The 17,392-nt window shown below is 71.2% G+C and carries 18 protein-coding genes; 10 read left to right on the top strand and 8 right to left on the bottom strand.

What is annotated here, in order from left to right:
• Positions 1 to 87 precede the first annotated feature (87 nt).
• From NFX31_RS10425 to NFX31_RS10415, 3 genes are all read left to right on the top strand, one after another.
• Positions 88 to 2,364, top strand: a complete 2,277-nt coding sequence (locus NFX31_RS10425; protein ID WP_262955655.1) for a polyribonucleotide nucleotidyltransferase — start codon at positions 88 to 90, stop codon at positions 2,362 to 2,364.
• A gap of 203 nt (positions 2,365 to 2,567) precedes the next feature.
• On the top strand, positions 2,568 to 3,614 hold the full coding sequence (locus tag NFX31_RS10420) for an aldo/keto reductase (protein WP_045251781.1): 1,047 nt from the start codon (positions 2,568 to 2,570) through the stop codon (positions 3,612 to 3,614).
• A 73-nt stretch (positions 3,615 to 3,687) separates the two neighbouring features.
• On the top strand, positions 3,688 to 4,290 hold the full coding sequence (locus NFX31_RS10415; RefSeq protein WP_045251782.1) for a histidine phosphatase family protein: 603 nt from the start codon (positions 3,688 to 3,690) through the stop codon (positions 4,288 to 4,290).
• 147 nt (positions 4,291 to 4,437) lie between these two features.
• Here NFX31_RS10415 and NFX31_RS10410 read toward each other — a convergent pair whose 3' ends face one another.
• Together NFX31_RS10410 and NFX31_RS10405 are read right to left on the bottom strand one after the other, a co-directional pair.
• Positions 4,438 to 4,872 carry a pyrimidine dimer DNA glycosylase/endonuclease V gene (locus NFX31_RS10410; RefSeq protein WP_262955654.1) on the bottom strand — a complete coding sequence of 145 codons (435 nt, stop codon included), beginning with the start codon at positions 4,870 to 4,872 and terminating at the stop codon, positions 4,438 to 4,440.
• Positions 4,869 to 5,351: a GNAT family N-acetyltransferase gene (locus NFX31_RS10405; RefSeq protein ID WP_262955653.1), complete on the bottom strand. Its 483-nt coding sequence runs from the start codon at positions 5,349 to 5,351 to the stop codon at positions 4,869 to 4,871. The genes NFX31_RS10410 and NFX31_RS10405 overlap by 4 nt, the downstream gene beginning before the upstream one ends.
• 83 nt (positions 5,352 to 5,434) lie before the next feature.
• On the opposite strand from NFX31_RS10405, the gene dapB reads away from it, so the two are divergent.
• Positions 5,435 to 6,181: a 4-hydroxy-tetrahydrodipicolinate reductase gene (dapB, locus tag NFX31_RS10400; RefSeq protein ID WP_262955652.1), complete on the top strand. Its 747-nt coding sequence runs from the start codon at positions 5,435 to 5,437 to the stop codon at positions 6,179 to 6,181.
• Positions 6,178 to 9,345, top strand: coding sequence for an ATP-binding protein (locus NFX31_RS10395; protein WP_262955651.1), 3,168 nt, complete (start codon positions 6,178 to 6,180; stop codon positions 9,343 to 9,345). The genes dapB and NFX31_RS10395 overlap by 4 nt, the downstream gene beginning before the upstream one ends.
• 42 nt (positions 9,346 to 9,387) lie before the next feature.
• Here the strand turns inward: NFX31_RS10395 and NFX31_RS10390 are convergent, their stop codons facing one another.
• Together NFX31_RS10390 and NFX31_RS10385 are read right to left on the bottom strand one after the other, a co-directional pair.
• Positions 9,388 to 10,218 carry an ABC transporter permease gene (locus tag NFX31_RS10390; RefSeq protein WP_262955650.1) on the bottom strand — a complete coding sequence of 277 codons (831 nt, stop codon included), beginning with the start codon at positions 10,216 to 10,218 and terminating at the stop codon, positions 9,388 to 9,390.
• Complete coding sequence (locus NFX31_RS10385; protein WP_262955649.1) at positions 10,215 to 11,219, bottom strand: ATP-binding cassette domain-containing protein; 1,005 nt, start codon at positions 11,217 to 11,219, stop codon at positions 10,215 to 10,217. The genes NFX31_RS10390 and NFX31_RS10385 overlap by 4 nt, the downstream gene beginning before the upstream one ends.
• 138 nt (positions 11,220 to 11,357) lie before the next feature.
• Between NFX31_RS10385 and NFX31_RS10380 the strand changes: the two genes are divergently transcribed.
• The gene (locus NFX31_RS10380) at positions 11,358 to 11,792 is read left to right on the top strand and encodes a hypothetical protein (protein WP_262955648.1); all 435 of its coding nucleotides are present in this window, start codon (positions 11,358 to 11,360) and stop codon (positions 11,790 to 11,792) included.
• 73 nt (positions 11,793 to 11,865) lie between these two features.
• Here NFX31_RS10380 and NFX31_RS10375 read toward each other — a convergent pair whose 3' ends face one another.
• From NFX31_RS10375 to NFX31_RS10365, 3 genes are all read right to left on the bottom strand, one after another.
• Positions 11,866 to 12,291 carry an OsmC family peroxiredoxin gene (locus tag NFX31_RS10375; protein ID WP_045251790.1) on the bottom strand — a complete coding sequence of 142 codons (426 nt, stop codon included), beginning with the start codon at positions 12,289 to 12,291 and terminating at the stop codon, positions 11,866 to 11,868.
• A 65-nt stretch (positions 12,292 to 12,356) separates the two neighbouring features.
• Complete coding sequence (locus NFX31_RS10370; RefSeq protein WP_045251791.1) at positions 12,357 to 12,917, bottom strand: DUF4395 domain-containing protein; 561 nt, start codon at positions 12,915 to 12,917, stop codon at positions 12,357 to 12,359.
• Entirely contained in the window at positions 12,914 to 13,348 is a 435-nt protein-coding gene (locus NFX31_RS10365) for a thioredoxin family protein (RefSeq protein ID WP_045251792.1), read from the bottom strand. The genes NFX31_RS10370 and NFX31_RS10365 overlap by 4 nt, the downstream gene beginning before the upstream one ends.
• A gap of 102 nt (positions 13,349 to 13,450) precedes the next feature.
• On the opposite strand from NFX31_RS10365, the gene NFX31_RS10360 reads away from it, so the two are divergent.
• From NFX31_RS10360 to NFX31_RS10345, 4 genes are all read left to right on the top strand, one after another.
• Positions 13,451 to 14,260 carry a thymidylate synthase gene (locus tag NFX31_RS10360; RefSeq protein ID WP_091477291.1) on the top strand — a complete coding sequence of 270 codons (810 nt, stop codon included), beginning with the start codon at positions 13,451 to 13,453 and terminating at the stop codon, positions 14,258 to 14,260.
• Positions 14,257 to 14,733, top strand: a complete 477-nt coding sequence (locus tag NFX31_RS10355; protein WP_262955647.1) for a dihydrofolate reductase — start codon at positions 14,257 to 14,259, stop codon at positions 14,731 to 14,733. Before NFX31_RS10360 ends, NFX31_RS10355 begins: the two co-directional genes overlap by 4 nt.
• 13 nt (positions 14,734 to 14,746) lie before the next feature.
• A complete protein-coding gene (locus tag NFX31_RS10350; RefSeq protein WP_045251795.1) occupies positions 14,747 to 15,508 on the top strand; it encodes an SDR family NAD(P)-dependent oxidoreductase in 762 nt (253 codons plus the stop codon).
• Between the two features lie 314 nt (positions 15,509 to 15,822).
• Positions 15,823 to 16,734: an endonuclease domain-containing protein gene (locus tag NFX31_RS10345; protein WP_262955646.1), complete on the top strand. Its 912-nt coding sequence runs from the start codon at positions 15,823 to 15,825 to the stop codon at positions 16,732 to 16,734.
• A gap of 117 nt (positions 16,735 to 16,851) precedes the next feature.
• Here NFX31_RS10345 and NFX31_RS10340 read toward each other — a convergent pair whose 3' ends face one another.
• Entirely contained in the window at positions 16,852 to 17,391 is a 540-nt protein-coding gene (locus tag NFX31_RS10340; protein ID WP_262955645.1) for an NUDIX domain-containing protein, read from the bottom strand.
• Position 17,392 lies beyond the last annotated feature (1 nt).

Below are 17,392 nucleotides of genomic sequence, written 5' to 3'. Positions count from 1 at the left end.
AGGATCGGACGGGATGCCTCTGTGCGCATCCGTCCATGCTCGCGCTCCACACGGGAGAGCGAGCCTAAACAAAGAAGGAGAGACCTCTTGGAAGGTCCTGAAATCACTGCCACCGAGGCCGTTCTCGACAACGGCCGCTTCGGCACCCGCACCGTCCGCTTCGAGACGGGCCGTCTCGCTCAGCAGGCGCAGGGCGCGGTCGCCGCCTACCTCGACGAGGAGACGATGCTGCTCTCGGCCACGAGCGCCAGCAAGTCGCCGCGCGAGGGCTTCGACTTCTTCCCGCTGACCGTCGACGTCGAGGAGCGCTCCTACGCCGCAGGCAAGATCCCCGGCTCGTTCTTCCGCCGCGAGGGCCGTCCGTCCACCGAGGCGATCCTGGTCTGCCGTCTGATCGACCGTCCGCTGCGCCCGTCGTTCGTCGACGGCCTCCGCAACGAGGTGCAGATCGTCATCACCGTGCTCTCGATCGCGCCGGGCGAGTACTACGACGCCCTCGCGATCAACGCGGCGTCGGCGTCGACCCAGATCTCGGGTCTGCCGTTCTCCGGCCCGATCGCCGGTGTGCGCCTCGCGTTCATCCCCGGCCACGGCGAGCACGCCGACCAGTGGGTCGCGTTCCCGAACGCGGAGCAGGTCGAGCAGGCCGTCTTCGACCTCGTCGTCGCGGGCCGCGTCGTCGCGAAGGGCGACGGCACCGAGGACGTCGCGATCATGATGGTCGAGGCCGAGGCCACCGAGGGAAGCTGGAACCTGATCAAGGCCGGCGCCACGAAGCCCAGCGAGGACATCGTCGCGCAGGGCCTCGAGGCCGCCAAGCCGTTCCTGAAGCAGCTCGTCGAGGCGCAGGCCCAGCTCGCCGCCACCGCGTCCAAGGAGCCGGGCGTGTACCCGGTCTTCCTGCCGTACAGCGAGGAGACGTTCGACTTCGTCTCGTCCCGCGCGTTCGCCGAGCTCGTCGACGTCTACCAGATCGCCGACAAGCAGGAGCGCCAGAACGCCGACGACGCGATCAAGGACCGCGTCAAGGCCGAGCTCGTCGCCGCCGTCGAGGCGGGCGAGCAGCCGGAGATCGCGCTCAGCGAGTTCTCCGCGGCGTACAAGTCGGTCACCAAGAAGATCGTGCGCGGCCGGATCCTCACCGAGGGCGTCCGCATCGACGGCCGCGGCCTCGCGGACATCCGTCCGCTGGACGCCGAGGTGCAGGTCATCCCGCGCGTGCACGGCTCCGCGATCTTCCAGCGCGGCGAGACCCAGATCCTGGGCGTCACCACGCTGAACATGCTCAAGATGGAGCAGCAGATCGACTCGCTGTCGCCCACCACGAGCAAGCGCTACATGCACCACTACAACTTCCCGCCCTACTCGACCGGCGAGACCGGCCGCGTGGGTTCGCCGAAGCGTCGCGAGATCGGGCACGGCTTCCTCGCCGAGCGCGCCCTCGTGCCGGTGCTCCCGACCCGCGAGGAGTTCCCCTACGCGATCCGCCAGGTCTCCGAGGCGCTCGGATCCAACGGCTCCACCTCGATGGGCTCCGTCTGCGCCTCGACCCTGTCGCTGCTGAACGCCGGTGTGCCCCTGCGCGCCCCGGTCGCCGGCATCGCGATGGGCCTCGTGTCCGACCAGGTCGACGGTGAGACCCGCTACGCGGCGCTCACCGACATCCTCGGCGCCGAGGACGCTCTCGGCGACATGGACTTCAAGGTCGCCGGCACCAGCGAGTTCGTCACCGCGATCCAGCTGGACACGAAGCTCGACGGCATCCCGTCCGAGGTCCTCGCGGGCGCCCTGACCCAGGCCAAGGACGCGCGTCTGACGATCCTCAACGTGCTCAACGCCGCGATCGACAGCCCCGACGAGATGGCCCCGACGGCGCCGCGCGTGATCAGCGTGCAGATCCCGGTGGACAAGATCGGCGAGCTGATCGGCCCGAAGGGCAAGACGATCAACGCGATCCAGGACGAGACCGGCGCGCAGATCTCCATCGAGGAGGACGGCACGGTCTACATCGGCGCGACCGACGGCCCGTCGGCCGAGGCCGCCCGCGCCCAGGTCAACGCGATCGCCAACCCGACCAACCCCGAGGTCGGCGAGCAGTTCCTCGGAACGGTCGTCAAGATCGCGACCTTCGGTGCGTTCGTCTCGCTGCTCCCGGGCAAGGACGGCCTGCTGCACGTCACCGAGGTGCGCAAGCTCGCCGGGGGCAAGCGCGTCGAGAACGTCGACGACGTCCTCTCCGTGGGCCAGAAGATCCTCGTGAAGATCACGAAGATCGACGACCGAGGCAAGCTCTCGCTCGAGCCCGTCATCGACGAGGCTCCGGCGGACGCCGCCGAGCCGGTCGCCGAGACCGCCGAGGTCTGATCCCTGCAGAAAAGGCCCGTCGTGTCCGCCGAAAGGAGGACACGACGGGCCTTTTCGTATATTCGTGACGAAACCGTTACGCATTGTTCCTCTCCTGGCCGTCTCAATGAACGGAACCGTCCGAGGCCTCCCTTACTCTCGTAGGGAGCCGCACCGGGGGGTGCGTCTCAGAAACGCAACGCAGCAGACACGGGGGTGATCGCATGCGTCTCTTCAGCGTCGGACCCGGGTCCGCGACCGATGGCGTCTCGCATGCCGTCACGACGGCACCGGCGGTCGTCCCGCCGCACCCGTCTGCGCCGATCCCGGTGGTCGGCCCCGGCATCGGATCCAGCCTGCGGGTGCCCATCGGCGAGACCGGTATCCGGTCGTTCCCGCTGATCCTGGGCGGCGCCGAGTTCGGCTGGAACACCGACGCCGACACCGCCCTGCGCATCCTCGACCGCTACGCCGAGTTCGGCGGCAATGCGGTGCACACCGCCGACAGCTTCGCCGCGGGGCGCAGTGAGCACATCATCGGGCGCTGGCTGGGCGCCCGCCGCAACCGCGACGACATCGTCCTGAGCGTGCGTGTGGGCGGCCATCCCGACAACCCGGGCATCGGTCCCGTGAACCTCGTGCGCGCCGTCGAGGCATCGCTCAACCGTCTCGGCGTGGAGTGCATCGACGTGCTGTATCTCGACGGCACGGTCGACGACGGCAGCACCCTGGAGGACACGCTGGCGACGGCGGAATGGCTCGTCGAGGCCGGCAAGGTGCGCGTGCTCGGAGCCTTCGGATTCTCCCCGGAACGGCTCGTCGAGGCCCGTATCCTGGCCTCGGCCGGCTACCCGCGCATCGAGGTGCTCGATGAGCCCTACAACCTGCTGCGCCGGGTCGGCTTCGAAGGCGACCTTCGACTGGTAGCGGCGGCGCAGGGCCTGGCGGTCACGCCGTCGCACGCGCTCGAACACGGCTTCCTCTCCGGCCGGCACCGCTCGAAGCAGTCGCTCCAGGGCGTCCGAGGCATGCAGCTGCGCGGCAACATCAACCGCCGGGGCATCAAGGTGCTCCGCGCGCTCGACATCGCCGCCGAAGAACTGCAGGTCCCTGTGGCCGCGGTCGCGATCGGCTGGCTGCTCGCTCAGCGCACCGTCACGGCGCCGATCGTCAACGCGTTCGCGACCGAGCAGGTCGACGAGCTCATGCAGGGGGCCGGCGTCGCCCTCGGCCGCGCACAGCTCGCGGAACTCACCCGGGCGGCGAGCTGACCCTGTCCGTGTCCGATCCGTGACATAGGCTGAGAGCACCCCGGCCACCGAGTCGGAGACGAGGCGAGCGGTAGTGACCCATTACATCTATCTTGTCCGGCACGGCGAACATCAGGACGCCGAGCACGGTCTCACCGACGGACCTCTTTCGCCCCGCGGGCGGCGCCAGGCCGAGCTGATCGCCGACCGCCTCTCCGGGCTTCCGCTCGACGCGATCTGGCACTCGCCGCTGCTGCGTGCCGCAGAGACGGCGCGCGCCATCTCCGAGCGGATCCCCTCCGTCGAGGCGGAGCCGTCCGCGCTGCTCTTCGACTGCGTGCCCACCGGCATGACCGAGGAGACTCCCGCTGCGTTCGAGCCGTTCTTCGGATCCGTCACCGAGGCGGAGATCGAAGCGGGGCGGGCGCAGATGGGCGACGCCGTGAACGAGTTCCTGGTGCGCAAGGCGGGCGACGTGCACGAGGTGCTCATCACCCACAACTTCGTCATCGGCTGGTTCGTGCGCGAGGTGCTGGAGGCGCCGGACTGGCGCTGGATGACGTTGAACCAGGCCAACTGCGGTCTCTCCGTGATCGCGCAGAAGCAGGGGCGTCCGTGGAGCCTGCTCGCCCACAACGACCTGAGCCATCTGCCCATGGAGCTGCGCACGGGCCTCCCTGATCCGCTCGCGGTCTGATCCCGCCGGCGCTCCGCGCGGCCCGGATCCCGATCGCTGCGACGATCCGCACAGCCGGTGACGGTCAGCACACAAGATCGCCGAATCTGCGTGCTGATCGTCGCATCCTGTGCTGATCGTCACGACGGGCCGGCGACCGGAGCCGGGTCAGCTGACGCGCTCCCAGTCGGCGATCGGACCGTCCTCCACGACGAACAGGGGATGCGGGTTCGGCAGCGGCAGGCTGTGCCAGCGCTCCCACGCCGCCGGTGTCCGCACTTGGAGCTTGCGCAGCAGGTGCCCCCACTCGTATTCGAGCTGACCGCGGGCGACGGGGATCCGCTCGACAGGACCGGTGCGCAGGATCTTCTCCCGCGCGAACCGGTAGCCGCGCGCGTCGGCTTCGTCCACGACCGAGGACAGGTAGTCCCCGATCGTGGCGAGCGGATCCTGCGCCGCGCGGAACCGCTGCAGCTGCGGATGGTTCGCGTAGCCGCGCCGGGAGGGGTCGGCGATGACCGCCTGTGCGAGCAGGCCCTCGCGCCAGCACGCCGTGAGCGCCTGGCGGTCGTAGAAACGGGGGTGCACGGACCAAAGCCTCATGCGCGTGTCGCCTCCAGATCCTTCCGGTACCACCGGGTCGCGTTGGGATTGTCGTTGTAGCGGGGGATCTCGACGAAGCCGCTCTTGCGGTACAGGTGTCCCGCGGCCTCCAGGGTGTGGTGGGTGTCGAGCACGAGCGCCCGGGCGCCCAGCGCGCGAGCGCGTGCCTCCAGCTCGTCCAGCAGCAGGCGGCCCCAACCGCGTCCTCGCGTCTCGGGGCGCAGGAACACGTGCTTGATCTCGAACACGTCGCCCTCGCCGTCCGGCATCGCCACCCCGCGGATCCCGCCGCAGCCGACGACCGCTTCCTCTTCCTCGAGAAGGAGGAAGACCCCGTCCGGAGCGCGGAACGCCGCGGCGGACGGATACGTGGGGGTGTAGTTCCCGCCGGGGAACTCCGCGGCGCGGAGCGTGAAGTAGTCGACGAGTACGGCGTGGGCGTCGGCGTCCTCCGGGGAGGAGATCCGGAACGTGGGCATGCTCCGACGCTATTGCCCCGGAGGCCCGACCCGGTGCCAGCCGCGCGGGAAGCCGCGTCCGTCGTGCTGAATAGACTGAGGGCATGACGACGCGCGTGGCCCTGGTGGGCGCCTCCGGCAAGCTCGGCACCATCATCGGCGACGTGATCGCGCACCTCGACGGGTTCGAGATCGGCGCGGTGCTCGGCTCGAACAGCATGATGGACGAGCTCGACGGCGCCGATCTGGTCGTCGATGCGACCACGCCGGCCTCGAGCGTCGAGATCGTCCGTGCGGCCGCGGATCGCGGCATCAACGTGCTCGTCGGCACCTCCGGGTGGTCGGCCGACCGCATCGCCCAGATGCGCCCGGTGATCGATGCCGCCGGCACCGGCGCCCTGTTCGTCCCCAACTTCTCGCTGGGCTCGGTGCTCGGCACGGCCCTCGCTGCCCTCGCGGCGCCGTTCTTCGGATCCGTGGAGATCGTCGAGGCGCATCAGCATACGAAGATCGACTCGCCCAGCGGCACGGCCGTGCGCACGGCGGAGCTGATCGCCGCCGCCCGCGCCGAGCAGGGACCGGTCGACGCTCCGCACGTCGACCAGCGCGCTCGTGGTCAGCAGGTCGCGAGCGTGCCCGTACACTCGCTGCGTCGGCCCGGCGTGCTGGCCAAGCAGGAGGTCATCCTCTCCGGTCCCGGGGAGTCGCTCTCGATCGTGCATGACACAGTGCAGCCGGCGGCGGCCTACGCCCCGGGGATCCGCCTCGCGCTGCCCTACGCCCGCGACCTGCGCGGTGTCGTCGTCGGCCTCGAGAACGTCATCGACCTGGGGATCCGGCCGCGCGCATGACGGCGCGCATCGGCGTGCTCGGACCGGTGCGGATCGCGGATCGCGACGCCGGTGGCACTCCGATGCGCGCGATGCTGGCCGCGCTGGTGCTGGCCGGCACGGGCAACACCCGTTCCGTGTCGGCTCTCGCGGACGACGTGTGGGGCGAGGAGCAGCCGCAGAATCCGCGGGCGGCTCTGCAGACCCTGGTCTCGCGGGCCAGGGCTGCGGCCGGGGCGGACGCGATCGTCAGCGCCCCCGGAGGGTACGCGCTCGGCACCGACGACACCGACCTCCATGTCGCCCGCCGGCTGCATGCGCGCGCCGATGCCCTCTCGAAGGGAGATCCGGAGCGGATCCGGCTGCTGCAAGAAGCGGTCGCGCTGTGGCGGGGGGAGCCGGGCGCCGATCTCGGCGGTTCACCCCTCGGGGACGATCTCGCCGCCGTGGCCGCGATGCTGCACCGTGCCCTGCAGAGCGACCTCGCCGGGGAGCTCGTGGCGGCTGGACGACCGGACGAAGGCATCGCGCTCCTCCGCGACCTGGCTGCAGCGCGTCCCCTCGACGAGACCGCGCATGCCGCGCTGATGTCGGCGCTCGCCGTCGGCGGACGCGCAGGGGAAGCGCTCGCGGTCTTCGCGGAGCTGCGCACGGCCCTGCGGGATGCCCTCGGCGCCTCACCCGGTCCGGAGATCACCGAGCTGAACGCGCGCCTGCTGCGCAGCGCCGACGACGGCCCGCGGGTGCGGATCGGAGTGCAGGCGGCGCCGAACGAGCTGATCGGCCGCGTCGAGGCGCTCGTGCGAGCGCGTGGCCTGCTGGACGGCGCGCGACTGGTCACGATCCTCGGCGCCGGCGGGCTCGGCAAGACCCGTCTCGCGCAGGCTCTGGCGGCGGAATCCTCGATGGCCGCCGTGATCGTCGTCCCGCTGGCCGGCGTGCGGGACGACGCGGGCGTGCCGGTGGCGATCGCCGCGGCGCTCGGCATCAGCGAGAACGCCCCCGGTGGGAGGCTCGGAGAGCAGCGACCGCGCCCCGACCTGTCGGCCCGCATCGTGGCCGCTCTCGGCGACCGCGAGACGATGCTCGTACTGGACAATTGCGAGCAGGTGATCGACGCGGTGGCGCGGTGGGCGGCCGACCTTCTCGCGGCCGTGCCGATGCTGCGTATCCTGACGACGAGCCGCACGCCCCTGGCGATCGCGGCGGAGCGCGTGCTCGCTCTGGAGCCCCTGGAGATCGCGCCCTCCGACGCGGCGCCCGCGGTGCGCCTCTTCCTCGAACGGGCCCGCGCCGCGCGCCCGGCGGCGACGCTCGAGCTGGAGGTGGTCGCACGCCTGTGCGCCCGGCTCGACGGGCTCCCGCTTGCGATCGAACTCGCCGCGGCGCGGGTGCGCACGATGACGCCGGAGCAGATCGAGCGCCGCCTGGAGAACCGGTTCGCCCTCCTCACCACGGGAGACCGCTCCGGCCCGGAGCGGCATCGCACGCTCGAAGCCGTGATCGAGTGGAGCTGGGATCTGCTCGACGAGGAGGCTCAGCGCGCACTCGCCGCACTCTCGGTGCTGCCCGGCGGCTTCTCCGCGGAGACGGCCGAGGCGGTGCTGGCGACACCGGCGGACGACGTGCTCGAGCAGCTCGCTGCGCACTCTCTCCTGAACGTGATCGACGACGGCGGGGTCGACGCGGTGCGTTTCCGCATGCTCGAGACCGTGCGCGAGTTCGGCCGCGATCGGCTCGTCGAGGCCGGGGCGGAGGACCACGCATGGGAGGCCGTCGTCGCCTGGGCCGTCGCGTTCGCGGAGGAGCACGGCGCCAGGGCCCGCGTGTTCCCCTCTGGCCTCACCGCGCGGTCGCATCGGGCCATCACCCGGGAGCACGACAACCTCGTGCACGTGCTGCGCCATCTGGTGGCGGCGGAGCGCGGGGCCGACGCGGTGCGGCTGTTCACGGTGCTCGGGCAGTCGTGGTTCATCCGCGGCTCGTTCACCGAGTTCATCGGCTACGCCGCCCCGATGCTCCAGGTGATGGACGCGATGCCGGACGCCGGCATCGATCCCGATCTGCGGGTCATGGCTCTCGTCATGGCGACGCTCGGCCTCATGATCGGCGGGGATCCGCTGGCGGCCCGCGGCGTCGTCTTCACTGCGCGGGCGATGACAGCGGCCGGTGCGGGGCTGGCTCCGGCGTGGGGGCTGGTCGCCGAGGCGCTGCTCGCCGTGGGGCGAGGCGGCCCGATCGGTTCGGTGCCGGAGCTTCCGGAAGGATCGGATCCGTGGGGCCTGCTGGCCACGGATGTGCTCCGCTCGCACTGCGCGGAGAACGACGGCGAAGCGGAGGTCGCGATGGAAGCGGCCCGCAGCGCCTGGCATCGGGCACGCAGCCTCGACGAGCGCTGGGCCGAGGGGATGGCCGCCGACCTGGCGGCGCAGCTCGCCGCCCAGTCAGCGCGGCCGGCCGAGGCCATGACCTGGATCGACCGTGCGACGGTGGTGTTCGAGGAGTTCGACGCCCAGGATCAGATCAACCACCAGGAATGGGTGCGCGGAGGCGCGCTGCTCTGGCTGGGGCGCAGCGCCGAGGCGCGGGCGCTGTTCACACGTCTGATCGAGGAAGGCGGCCTCAGTCAGGACGGTGTGGAGCTGGCCTCGATCGGGCTGTACGGCCTCGCCGAGGCGGAGCTGATCGACGGGCGCGTGGAGAGCGCGATCGAGGTGTTCGCGCGTGCGATGGCGGCGTTCGTCGATCCGGTGCAGCGCCGCTCGCCGTGGTACCTGATGGCGCTGGCGGGGTATGTCTCCGTCGCGGTGCGATCGCTCGGCGTTCCCGACGCGGACGTCGCGGTCTGGGAGCGCCGACTCCGCGCGCGCACCATCGCCGCGTGCCGGCTGCGCCGAGAGGGGGCGGATCGGCCGGTGCTCGGCACGGCCCTGCTGGCCTGGTCGGCCTGGGCCGTCCGCCGGCCCGAGCTCGTGGCCCGTGGCGTCGACGCGATCGCGCTGGCGGAGGTCCTCGGCGGGAGGCAGAACATGCCGAGCCTCGATCTGGCCGCGCACCTGGCCGACGCCGAGCGGATCGCCGGAGCCGATGCTGTGGCCCGGGCCCGCTCCGCCGCCGCGGCCCTCGAGCCGGCGCAGCGGGTCGCGCGCGGGCTCGAGGTGCTGGGCGCACGCGTCGGCCCCTGACCCGGACGGGTTCAGGGGCCGACGACGGTCGCGACGAGCGGATCAGGCCTTGCGCATGTACGCCTTCACGGTGAGGGGGGCGAAGACCGCGACGATCACGGCCGCGCCGAGCAGCGACACCCAGGCGTCGACCCCGAAGGCGCCGGTGTTGACGAGGTCCCGCACCGCGGTCACCAGGTGCGAGACGGGGTTGATGTTCACGAACCACTGCAGCCAGCCGGGCATCGTGTTCACGGGCACGAAGGCGTTGGACAGGAAGGTGAGCGGGAACAGGATCATCATCGAGATGCCCTGAACGCTCGACGCGGTGCGGGCGATGACGCCCGCGAAAGCGAAGATCCAGCTGATGGCCCAGGAGCAGACGATCACCAGCAGGCCCGCGCCGATCACCGCACCGAGTCCGCCGGCGGGACGGAAGCCCATGAGGAAGCCCATGGCGAAGGTGAGCACGGTGGCGATGCCGTAGCGGATCGTGTCGGCGAGCAGCGCCCCGGACAGCGGGGCGATGCGCGCGATCGGCAGCGAGCGGAACCGGTCGAACACGCCCTTGTCCATGTCCTCGCGCAGCTGCACGCCGGTGACGACCGAGGTCGTGATCACGGTCTGGACGAGGATGCCGGGGATGATGACCGGCAGGTAGTTCGTGACGTTGCCGGAGATCGCGCCGCCGAAGATGTACGTGAACATCAGGGTGAACAGGATCGGCTGCAGCGTCACGTCGACGAGCTGCTCCGGCGTCCGCCGGATCTTGATGAGACCGCGCGCCGCCATGGTGACGGTGTTGCGGAGCGTCAGCGACAGGCTCGGACGGGGGCTGAGTCGACGCTCGGCGGCCGGGACGATGCGCCCGGCGAGCGGGGTGAGAGTGGTCATGCGCGGACCTCCTGGGTCTGGGCGGGGGCGGAGGGACCAGCGGCGTCCTCGTCGGCCGGATGACCGGTGATCGTGAGGAACACCTCGTCGAGGGTGGGCTTCTGCACGCTCACCTCGGCCAGCGGGATGCCGGCTTCGCGGAACATGATCAGCAGGTCCGCGATCCTGTCGGGATCCGTCATCGGGGCGGTGATCCGGGACGCCTCGGGGGAGAGCACGCCGCGCACCCCGAGCGTCTGCTCGATCGCCCGCAGTGCATCGGCGGTATCGCCGGCATCGCGCACGCGCAGCTGCAGGGACGAGGTGCCGACCGAGGCCTTGAGGTCGTCGGGAGTGCCCTCCGCAACCACCTTCCCGCGGTCGATCACGGCGATCCGGTCGGCGAGCTGATCGGCCTCGTCCAGGTACTGCGTGGTGAGCAGCACGGTGGATCCGGTGTTCACGAGCTCGCGGATCGTGTCCCACATCTGCCCACGCGTGCGGGGATCGAGGCCCGTGGTGGGCTCGTCGAGGAAGATCAGCGGCGGCTGCGCGAGCAGGGAGGCGGCGAGGTCGAGGCGGCGCCGCATCCCTCCGGAGAAGTTCTGCAGCGGGCGCCGTGCAGCCTCGGAGAGGCCGAACCGCTCGAGCAGATCGACGGACTTCGCGCGGGCCTCGCTGCGGCTGAGCCCGAGCAGGCGGGCGAAGATCATGAGGTTCTCGGTGGCGGACAGCGTCTCGTCGACGGAGGCGAACTGTCCGGTCACTCCGATGAGCTGGCGCACGATGTGCGGCTCGCGGACGACGTCGTGGCCGAACACGCGGCCGGTGCCGCCGTCCGGACGCAGCAGCGTCGCGAGCATGTTGATGGTCGTGGTCTTGCCGGCGCCGTTGGGGCCGAGGACGCCGTAGACGGCGCCGGTGCGCACCTGCAGGTCGACGCCGTCGACCGCACGGTTCGTTCCGAACACCTTCACGAGTCCGTCGGCCTCGAGGGCCCAGTCGGTGGTGGGATTCGTCATGCTCCGAGCATCCGCCGCCGCACTTTCGCGCCGCTGTCGTGGCGCTGTCACGCGCTGTCGGGCGCTGTCGCCCGGCACCGCGTGCCGCGGGCGGTGCCGGCGCGGGGCGGGGGGATCCTCCCGACCTAGGATGGAGGGATGGGATCCCGCATCGGCGTCGCCGTCATGGCCGTGCTCCTCGTGCTGTACATCGCACTGGTCGGCTGGCGCGCGGTGGTGCTGCTCGGCTCGGGGCAGGCGCTCGGCATCACGATGGGCGTCGCCCTCCTGGTGATGCCGCTGATCGGCGCCTGGGCGCTCGTGCGGGAGCTGCAGTTCGGTCTCGCGGCCGACCGGCTCGGCCGCACTCTTGACGCGGAGGGCGGGATGCCCGCTGCTCCCGAGCATCTGCGATCCAACGGACGGCTGCTGCCCGAGGACGCCGACCGTCTGGTCGCGGAGTACGGTTCCGCAGCGGCCGCGGAGCCCGAGGACTGGCGCGCGCAGTACCGGCTCGGCGTGGTGCAGGACGCGGCAGGTCACCGCAAGGACGCGCGCGCCGCGATCCGGGCCGCGATCCGCCTGGCGAGGTAGACCCGTCCTGCCGGCATGACGAAGGGTCGCATCTCCGAGGAGACGCGACCCTTCGTGCGATGCGGGACGATGCTCAGGCGAGAGTCGCCTCGAGGGTGATCTCGATGCCCGACAGCGCGGCCGAGACGGGGCAGCCGGTCTTCGCCTCCTCGGCCAGACGCTGGAAGGTCTCCGCGTCGAGCCCGGGGACGGACGCGTTCACGTTGAGGTGGCTGCCGGTGATGCCGACGCCGGGCTTGAACGTGACCGACGCGGTGGTGTTCACGCGCTCCGCCGGGGTCCCGTTGCCGGCCAGGGCGTGCGAGAGCGCCATGCTGAAGCACGACGAGTGCGCCGCGGCGATGAGCTCCTCGGGCGTGGTGGTGGTGTCGGAGCCCTCGGAGCGCGCCTTCCAGTTCAGCGGGAACGTGCCCAGGTGCGAGGAGGAGAAGGAGACGGAACCCTCACCCTCGATGAGACTTCCGGTCCACGTGGCTGCGGCTTCGCTGGTGACGGACATGGGGATCCTCCGATCGGGGTGGTGTGGCTGCCAGCCTACCGATCAGCCGGCCGCGGGTCGGGTTTTCAGGGAAGTCTCGGAGCCCGTCCCAGGATCCCGGCGCGCTGCAGCAGGAGGTACAGCTGGCAGCCCAGGCACAGTCCGAACGCGGCGTTCAGGAACGCGGCGACGAACGCCATCGCGGTGGCGATGGGCAGCGCCCACGGGACGCCGAGCAGGTGCAGCAGCAGTCCGACCGTCACCACGAACAGGCCGACGCCCTGGGCGAAGCGCGGGGGTCGCGGGTCCTCCAGCTCGGTCGGCGCTGCGAGGCGCGGGCGCACCACGGTGCGGAACAGGACCCCCCACGGCTGGGTGCGGGGCGAGAGCACGCTCCAGAGGAACAGCAGCGCGATCACCAGGGTGAGCAGGAACGCGGGCTGCGTCGCCCGGAACAGCAGCACGGAGCCGGCCCCGGGGGTGAAGCTCGCGTTCGCGAGGGGCTGGTAGGCGAACCAGCCGAACGCGGCGGTCGACGTCTGCGAGGCCTCGGTGAGGCCGAGCACCGTCGCGACGAGCAGCAGCGCGGACGTGATCCAGGCCGCGAAGCGCGGGCCGCGGGGGTCGATGCCGGGGGGAGTGGTCATGAGCGGACCTCCTGGAGGAGCGTGTGGTCGAGTGCGGTGAGCACGTCGGCGCGCGTCGGGACGCCGGTGAAGCGGGAGCGGATCCGGCCGTCCGGATCGACGACGAGCGTGGTCGGGGTCGACAGCACCTTGTACCGGGCGGCGAGGTCGGAGCGCGACGTGAGATCGACCTCGGCGTGCACGACGCCGGCGCGCTCTCCGGCCACCGAGCCGAGCATGCGGCGGACCTGCGGACAGCGCGCGCAGAACTCGGTGCTGAACTGCACGAGCGTGGCCCGGCTGCCGAGCGGTCGCATGAGGTCGGCGGGATCGACGTGCCGGTCGCCGTGCACCGCGACGGCACGACCGTCCCGGCGGCGCAGGAGCAGACCGGCCACGACGGTCGCCGCGAGCAGCGCGACGCCGATGAGGAGGGCGATCGGCAGGGACATGGTCCGAGGCTACGTCCGCGACCCGGGCCGAGGGGCGGATATGACGGATCGAGTCAGCGCGCTCCGGCCCGCTCCCGGTCGGCCGCCGGTACGCTGAAAGCCATGAGCGCCGCGATCCCCACGCCCTACGAAGACCTGCTCCGCGACGTGCTGGCCACGGGCACGCACAAGGACGATCGCACCGGCACGGGCACGACCAGCGTCTTCGGGCGTCAGATCCGGTTCGACCTCTCGCAGGGCTTCCCCCTGATCACCACCAAGCGCGTGCACTTCAAGTCGATCGCCTACGAGCTGCTCTGGTTCCTGCGCGGCGACTCCAACGTGCGGTGGCTGCAGGAGAACGGCGTCACGATCTGGGACGAGTGGGCCGACGCCGACGGCGACCTCGGTCCGGTGTACGGCGTGCAGTGGCGTTCGTGGCCCACCCCGGACGGCGGCCACATCGACCAGTTGCAGCAGGTGATCGATCAGATCCGCGATTCGCCGGACTCGCGGCGCATCATCGTGTCGGCCTGGAACCCGGCGGACATCCCCGACATGGCTCTCGCGCCGTGCCACGCGCTGTTCCAGTTCTACGTCGCGGACGGCAAGCTGTCCTGCCAGCTGTATCAGCGCAGCGCCGACCTGTTCCTGGGCGTGCCGTTCAACATCGCCTCGTACGCCCTGCTGACCCTCATGGTGGCGCAGCAGACCGGCCTCGAGCCGGGCGACTTCGTGTGGACCGGCGGCGACTGCCACATCTACGACAACCACGTCGAGCAGGTGCGCGAGCAGCTCACCCGGGAGCCGTACCCCTACCCGACGCTGCGGATCACTCGGAAGCCGGAGTCGATCTTCGACTACGCGTACGACGACTTCGTGGTCGAGGACTACCGCCACCACCCCGCGATCCGGGCAGCGGTCGCGGTATGACCCGGATCGGGCTCATCTGGGCCGAGGCGCAGGGCGGCGTGATCGGCGCCGGCGGCACCATGCCCTGGCATGTGCCGGAGGACCTCGCGCACTTCAAGGAGGTCACGCTCGGCGCACCCGTCGTGATGGGCCGGCGCACCTGGGAGTCGCTCCCCGAGCGGTTCCGCCCGCTGCCGGGGCGGGAGAACATCGTCGTGACCCGTCAGGGCGACTGGTCGGCGGACGGCACCCGGACGGCCGGATCCGTGGACGCAGCGCTGGACGGCCTCGACGAGGCGTGGGTGATCGGCGGCGGAGAGATCTTCCGCGAGGTCGTCGACCGCGCCGACCGGCTCGAGGTCACCGAGCTCGACCTCGACGTCCCCGGCGACGCGTTCGCCCCCTCGCGCGACGGCTTCCGACGCGTATCCGAGGGGGAGTGGCAGACGAGCAGGACCGGGATCCGCTACCGCTTCCTAGCCTACGATCGCTGAACGGACGGCCCGCATGCCCACCGCACTCATCACCGGCGCCAGCGCCGGACTCGGCGCGGAGTTCGCGCACCAGCTCGCCGACCGCGGAGCCGACCTCGTGCTCGTCGCGCGATCTCGTGATGCCCTGGACGCTCTCGCCGGAGAGCTGGCGGAGCGCCGCGGCGTCGCCGTGGAGGTGCTCGTGGCCGACCTCGCGGTGGAGGCCGACGTCGCCCGGGTGGTCGCGCGGATCGCCGATGCCGCGCGCCCGATCGACGTGCTGGTGAACAACGCCGGGTTCGGGCTGCCGCTGCGGTTCGCCGACAACGACATCGCGGACGAGGTGCGTCATCTGCGCGTCCACGTCGAGGCGCCGATGCGGCTCATGCACGCCGCCCTCGGAGTGATGCGCGGGCGCGGCGGGCGGATCATCAACGTCGCCTCCGTGGCGGGATTCATCTCTCGGTCGACGTACTCGGCCTGCAAGGCGTGGCTGATCGGCTTCAGCCGGTGGGCGAACACCGAGTACGCGCCGGACGGCGTGACGGTCACGGCGCTGTGCCCCGGATTCGTGCACACCACCTTCCACTCCCGGATGGGGCTCGCCGAAGGCCAGGAGGGCGTGCCGCGCATCCTCTGGCTCGACGCCCCCTATGTCGTGCGGGCGGGCCTGCGCGCCGCCGCCCGCGGCCGCGCCGTGACCATCCCGTCGCTGCGCTACAAGGCGATCGTCGCCCTGTCGAGACTCGTGCCGCGGTCGCTCACCGCGGGCGTCGCCCGCCGCGGCCGCATGTAGGCCGCTCCGGCCTTGGTCTGCCGCCGGTTCTGCCGCCGAGTCGGGCCGTTCTGCCGCCGAGTCGGGCCGTTCTGCAGGGAGCCTCGGCGTTCTGCAGGGCCGCGAGCCCGAATCGGGCGCCGAGGTCGCGATTTTCCGGGGAGAGCGACGCGACGGATGGCTCCCGGGCCCTGCGCCTCGGCGCACCCTCCCTGCGCAACGGCGTGCACGCCCTCGGCACCATTCGTCCTCCCCAAGCCAGCACCCGGCGATGTTGTCCACCGATTGCGTGATCGGCGACCCGCACGATGGCGCGGGCGAGCACGATCGGGCAGATGTCGATCGAACGAGTTCTGGCCGGGTACGGCGACGTGGCGCGTCGCTCGCAGCTCGAAGCCCACGGCATCCGGCGAGCGGCGATCGCGCGGGCTGTCGCCGACGGCGGGGTCATCCTCGTGCGCAAGGGTGTCTATGCCCTCGTGCACGTCGATCCGGAGGTCCTGACCGCGGCCAGGCACGGAGGCGAAGTCGCGTGTGCCGGTGCTCTCCGGCGGCACGGAGTGTGGATCCTGGACGATGCCGAAACCCACGCCGATGCCGTTGACGGGAGAGCGGCGCCGTCGTGTCGACCCCATGTCTGGATCGGCCCATCCGGCCGACAGCACGCACACGCGGCATGCCGATGCCGGACGCATCACGAGACGGGCGAGCGCGGTGCCGGGTTCGGCGTCGTGGACGTGCTCCTCGCAATGATCCAGTTCGCGTGCTGCGCCTCGCCCGAGGCCTTCTTCGTCGCTCTCGAGTCCTCGCTGCACCTCGGTCTGATCGGCTTCGCCGGCCTGCGACGGCTGCGCGAGCGCCTTCCTCAACGACTCCACGAGCTCCTGGATCTCGCGGATGACCGTTCCGAGAGCGGACTGGAGTCTCTGCTCAAACTGCGCCTGCGACGTTGCGGGATCGCATTGGCGGCGCAAGTGCAGATCGAGGGTGTCGGTCGCGTCGACTTCGTGCTCGGCGGCCGGATCATCCTCGAAGTCGACGGGCGCCTGAACCACGATGGCGCGTCGCACCGGCACAAGGACCTGATGCGCGATGCCCGGGCTGCCGCTCTGGGGTATGAGACCTTGCGGTTCGACTACGCGATGATCGTGCACGACTGGCCGACTGTTCTCGCGGCCATCGAAGGACGGCTCGCCGTGCTCGGAGCCGTTGTGCAGGGAGCTTCCGCCGTTGCGCAGGACCGTTGAGCAGAACGGCTGGTGTCCAGTGCGAGCTTCCGGGGGATGTCGGCGTATGGCGACGAGGTTTCCCTGCAGAACGTCCGGCCCGCCCTGCACATCGGCGCAGGCATCCGGAAGTCGGGATCAGCGGAAGCGGCCGAGCCGGATCCCCGCGTACGCGAGCGCGGCGACCGTCTCGCCGTCGCTGATCCGCCCGTCGGCGACCATCTCCAGCGCCTCGGAGAACGGCACCCACGCGACCTGGTCGATGCCCTCTTCGGCGCGACTGTGCGCGCTGTCCCCGGCCTGATGCAGCCCTCGTGCGAGGAACACGTGCTCCGGGGCGACCGTGACCCCGTTGAGCGCGTTCATGGTGCCGATCGGCGTCCACTCCTGGGCCTCGAGGCCGGTCTCCTCGCGGAGCTCGCGGCGGGCGGCGATGAGCGGATCCTCCCCGTCCGAGCCGCCGGCGGGGACCTCGACGGAGCGTCCGGTGGTGTAGCGGTCGATCGTGACGAGGCACACGCGGTCGTCCTGGTCGAGGGCGACGATGAAGACCGCCGGGTGCTTCAGCGTGACGACGCCGTAGATCCCGTCGCCTGCCGGGCCGGTCACCGCGTCCTCGCGGACGGAGATCCAGCGGTTGTCGTAGACGATGCGCGAATCCCGCGTGTGCCATGCCATG

Origin of the sequence: Microbacterium azadirachtae (assembly GCF_025583665.1) — a bacterium.
Classification (GTDB): Bacteria; Actinomycetota; Actinomycetes; order Actinomycetales; family Microbacteriaceae; genus Microbacterium; species Microbacterium azadirachtae.
This window is presented reverse-complemented; position numbering and strand designations above follow the sequence as displayed.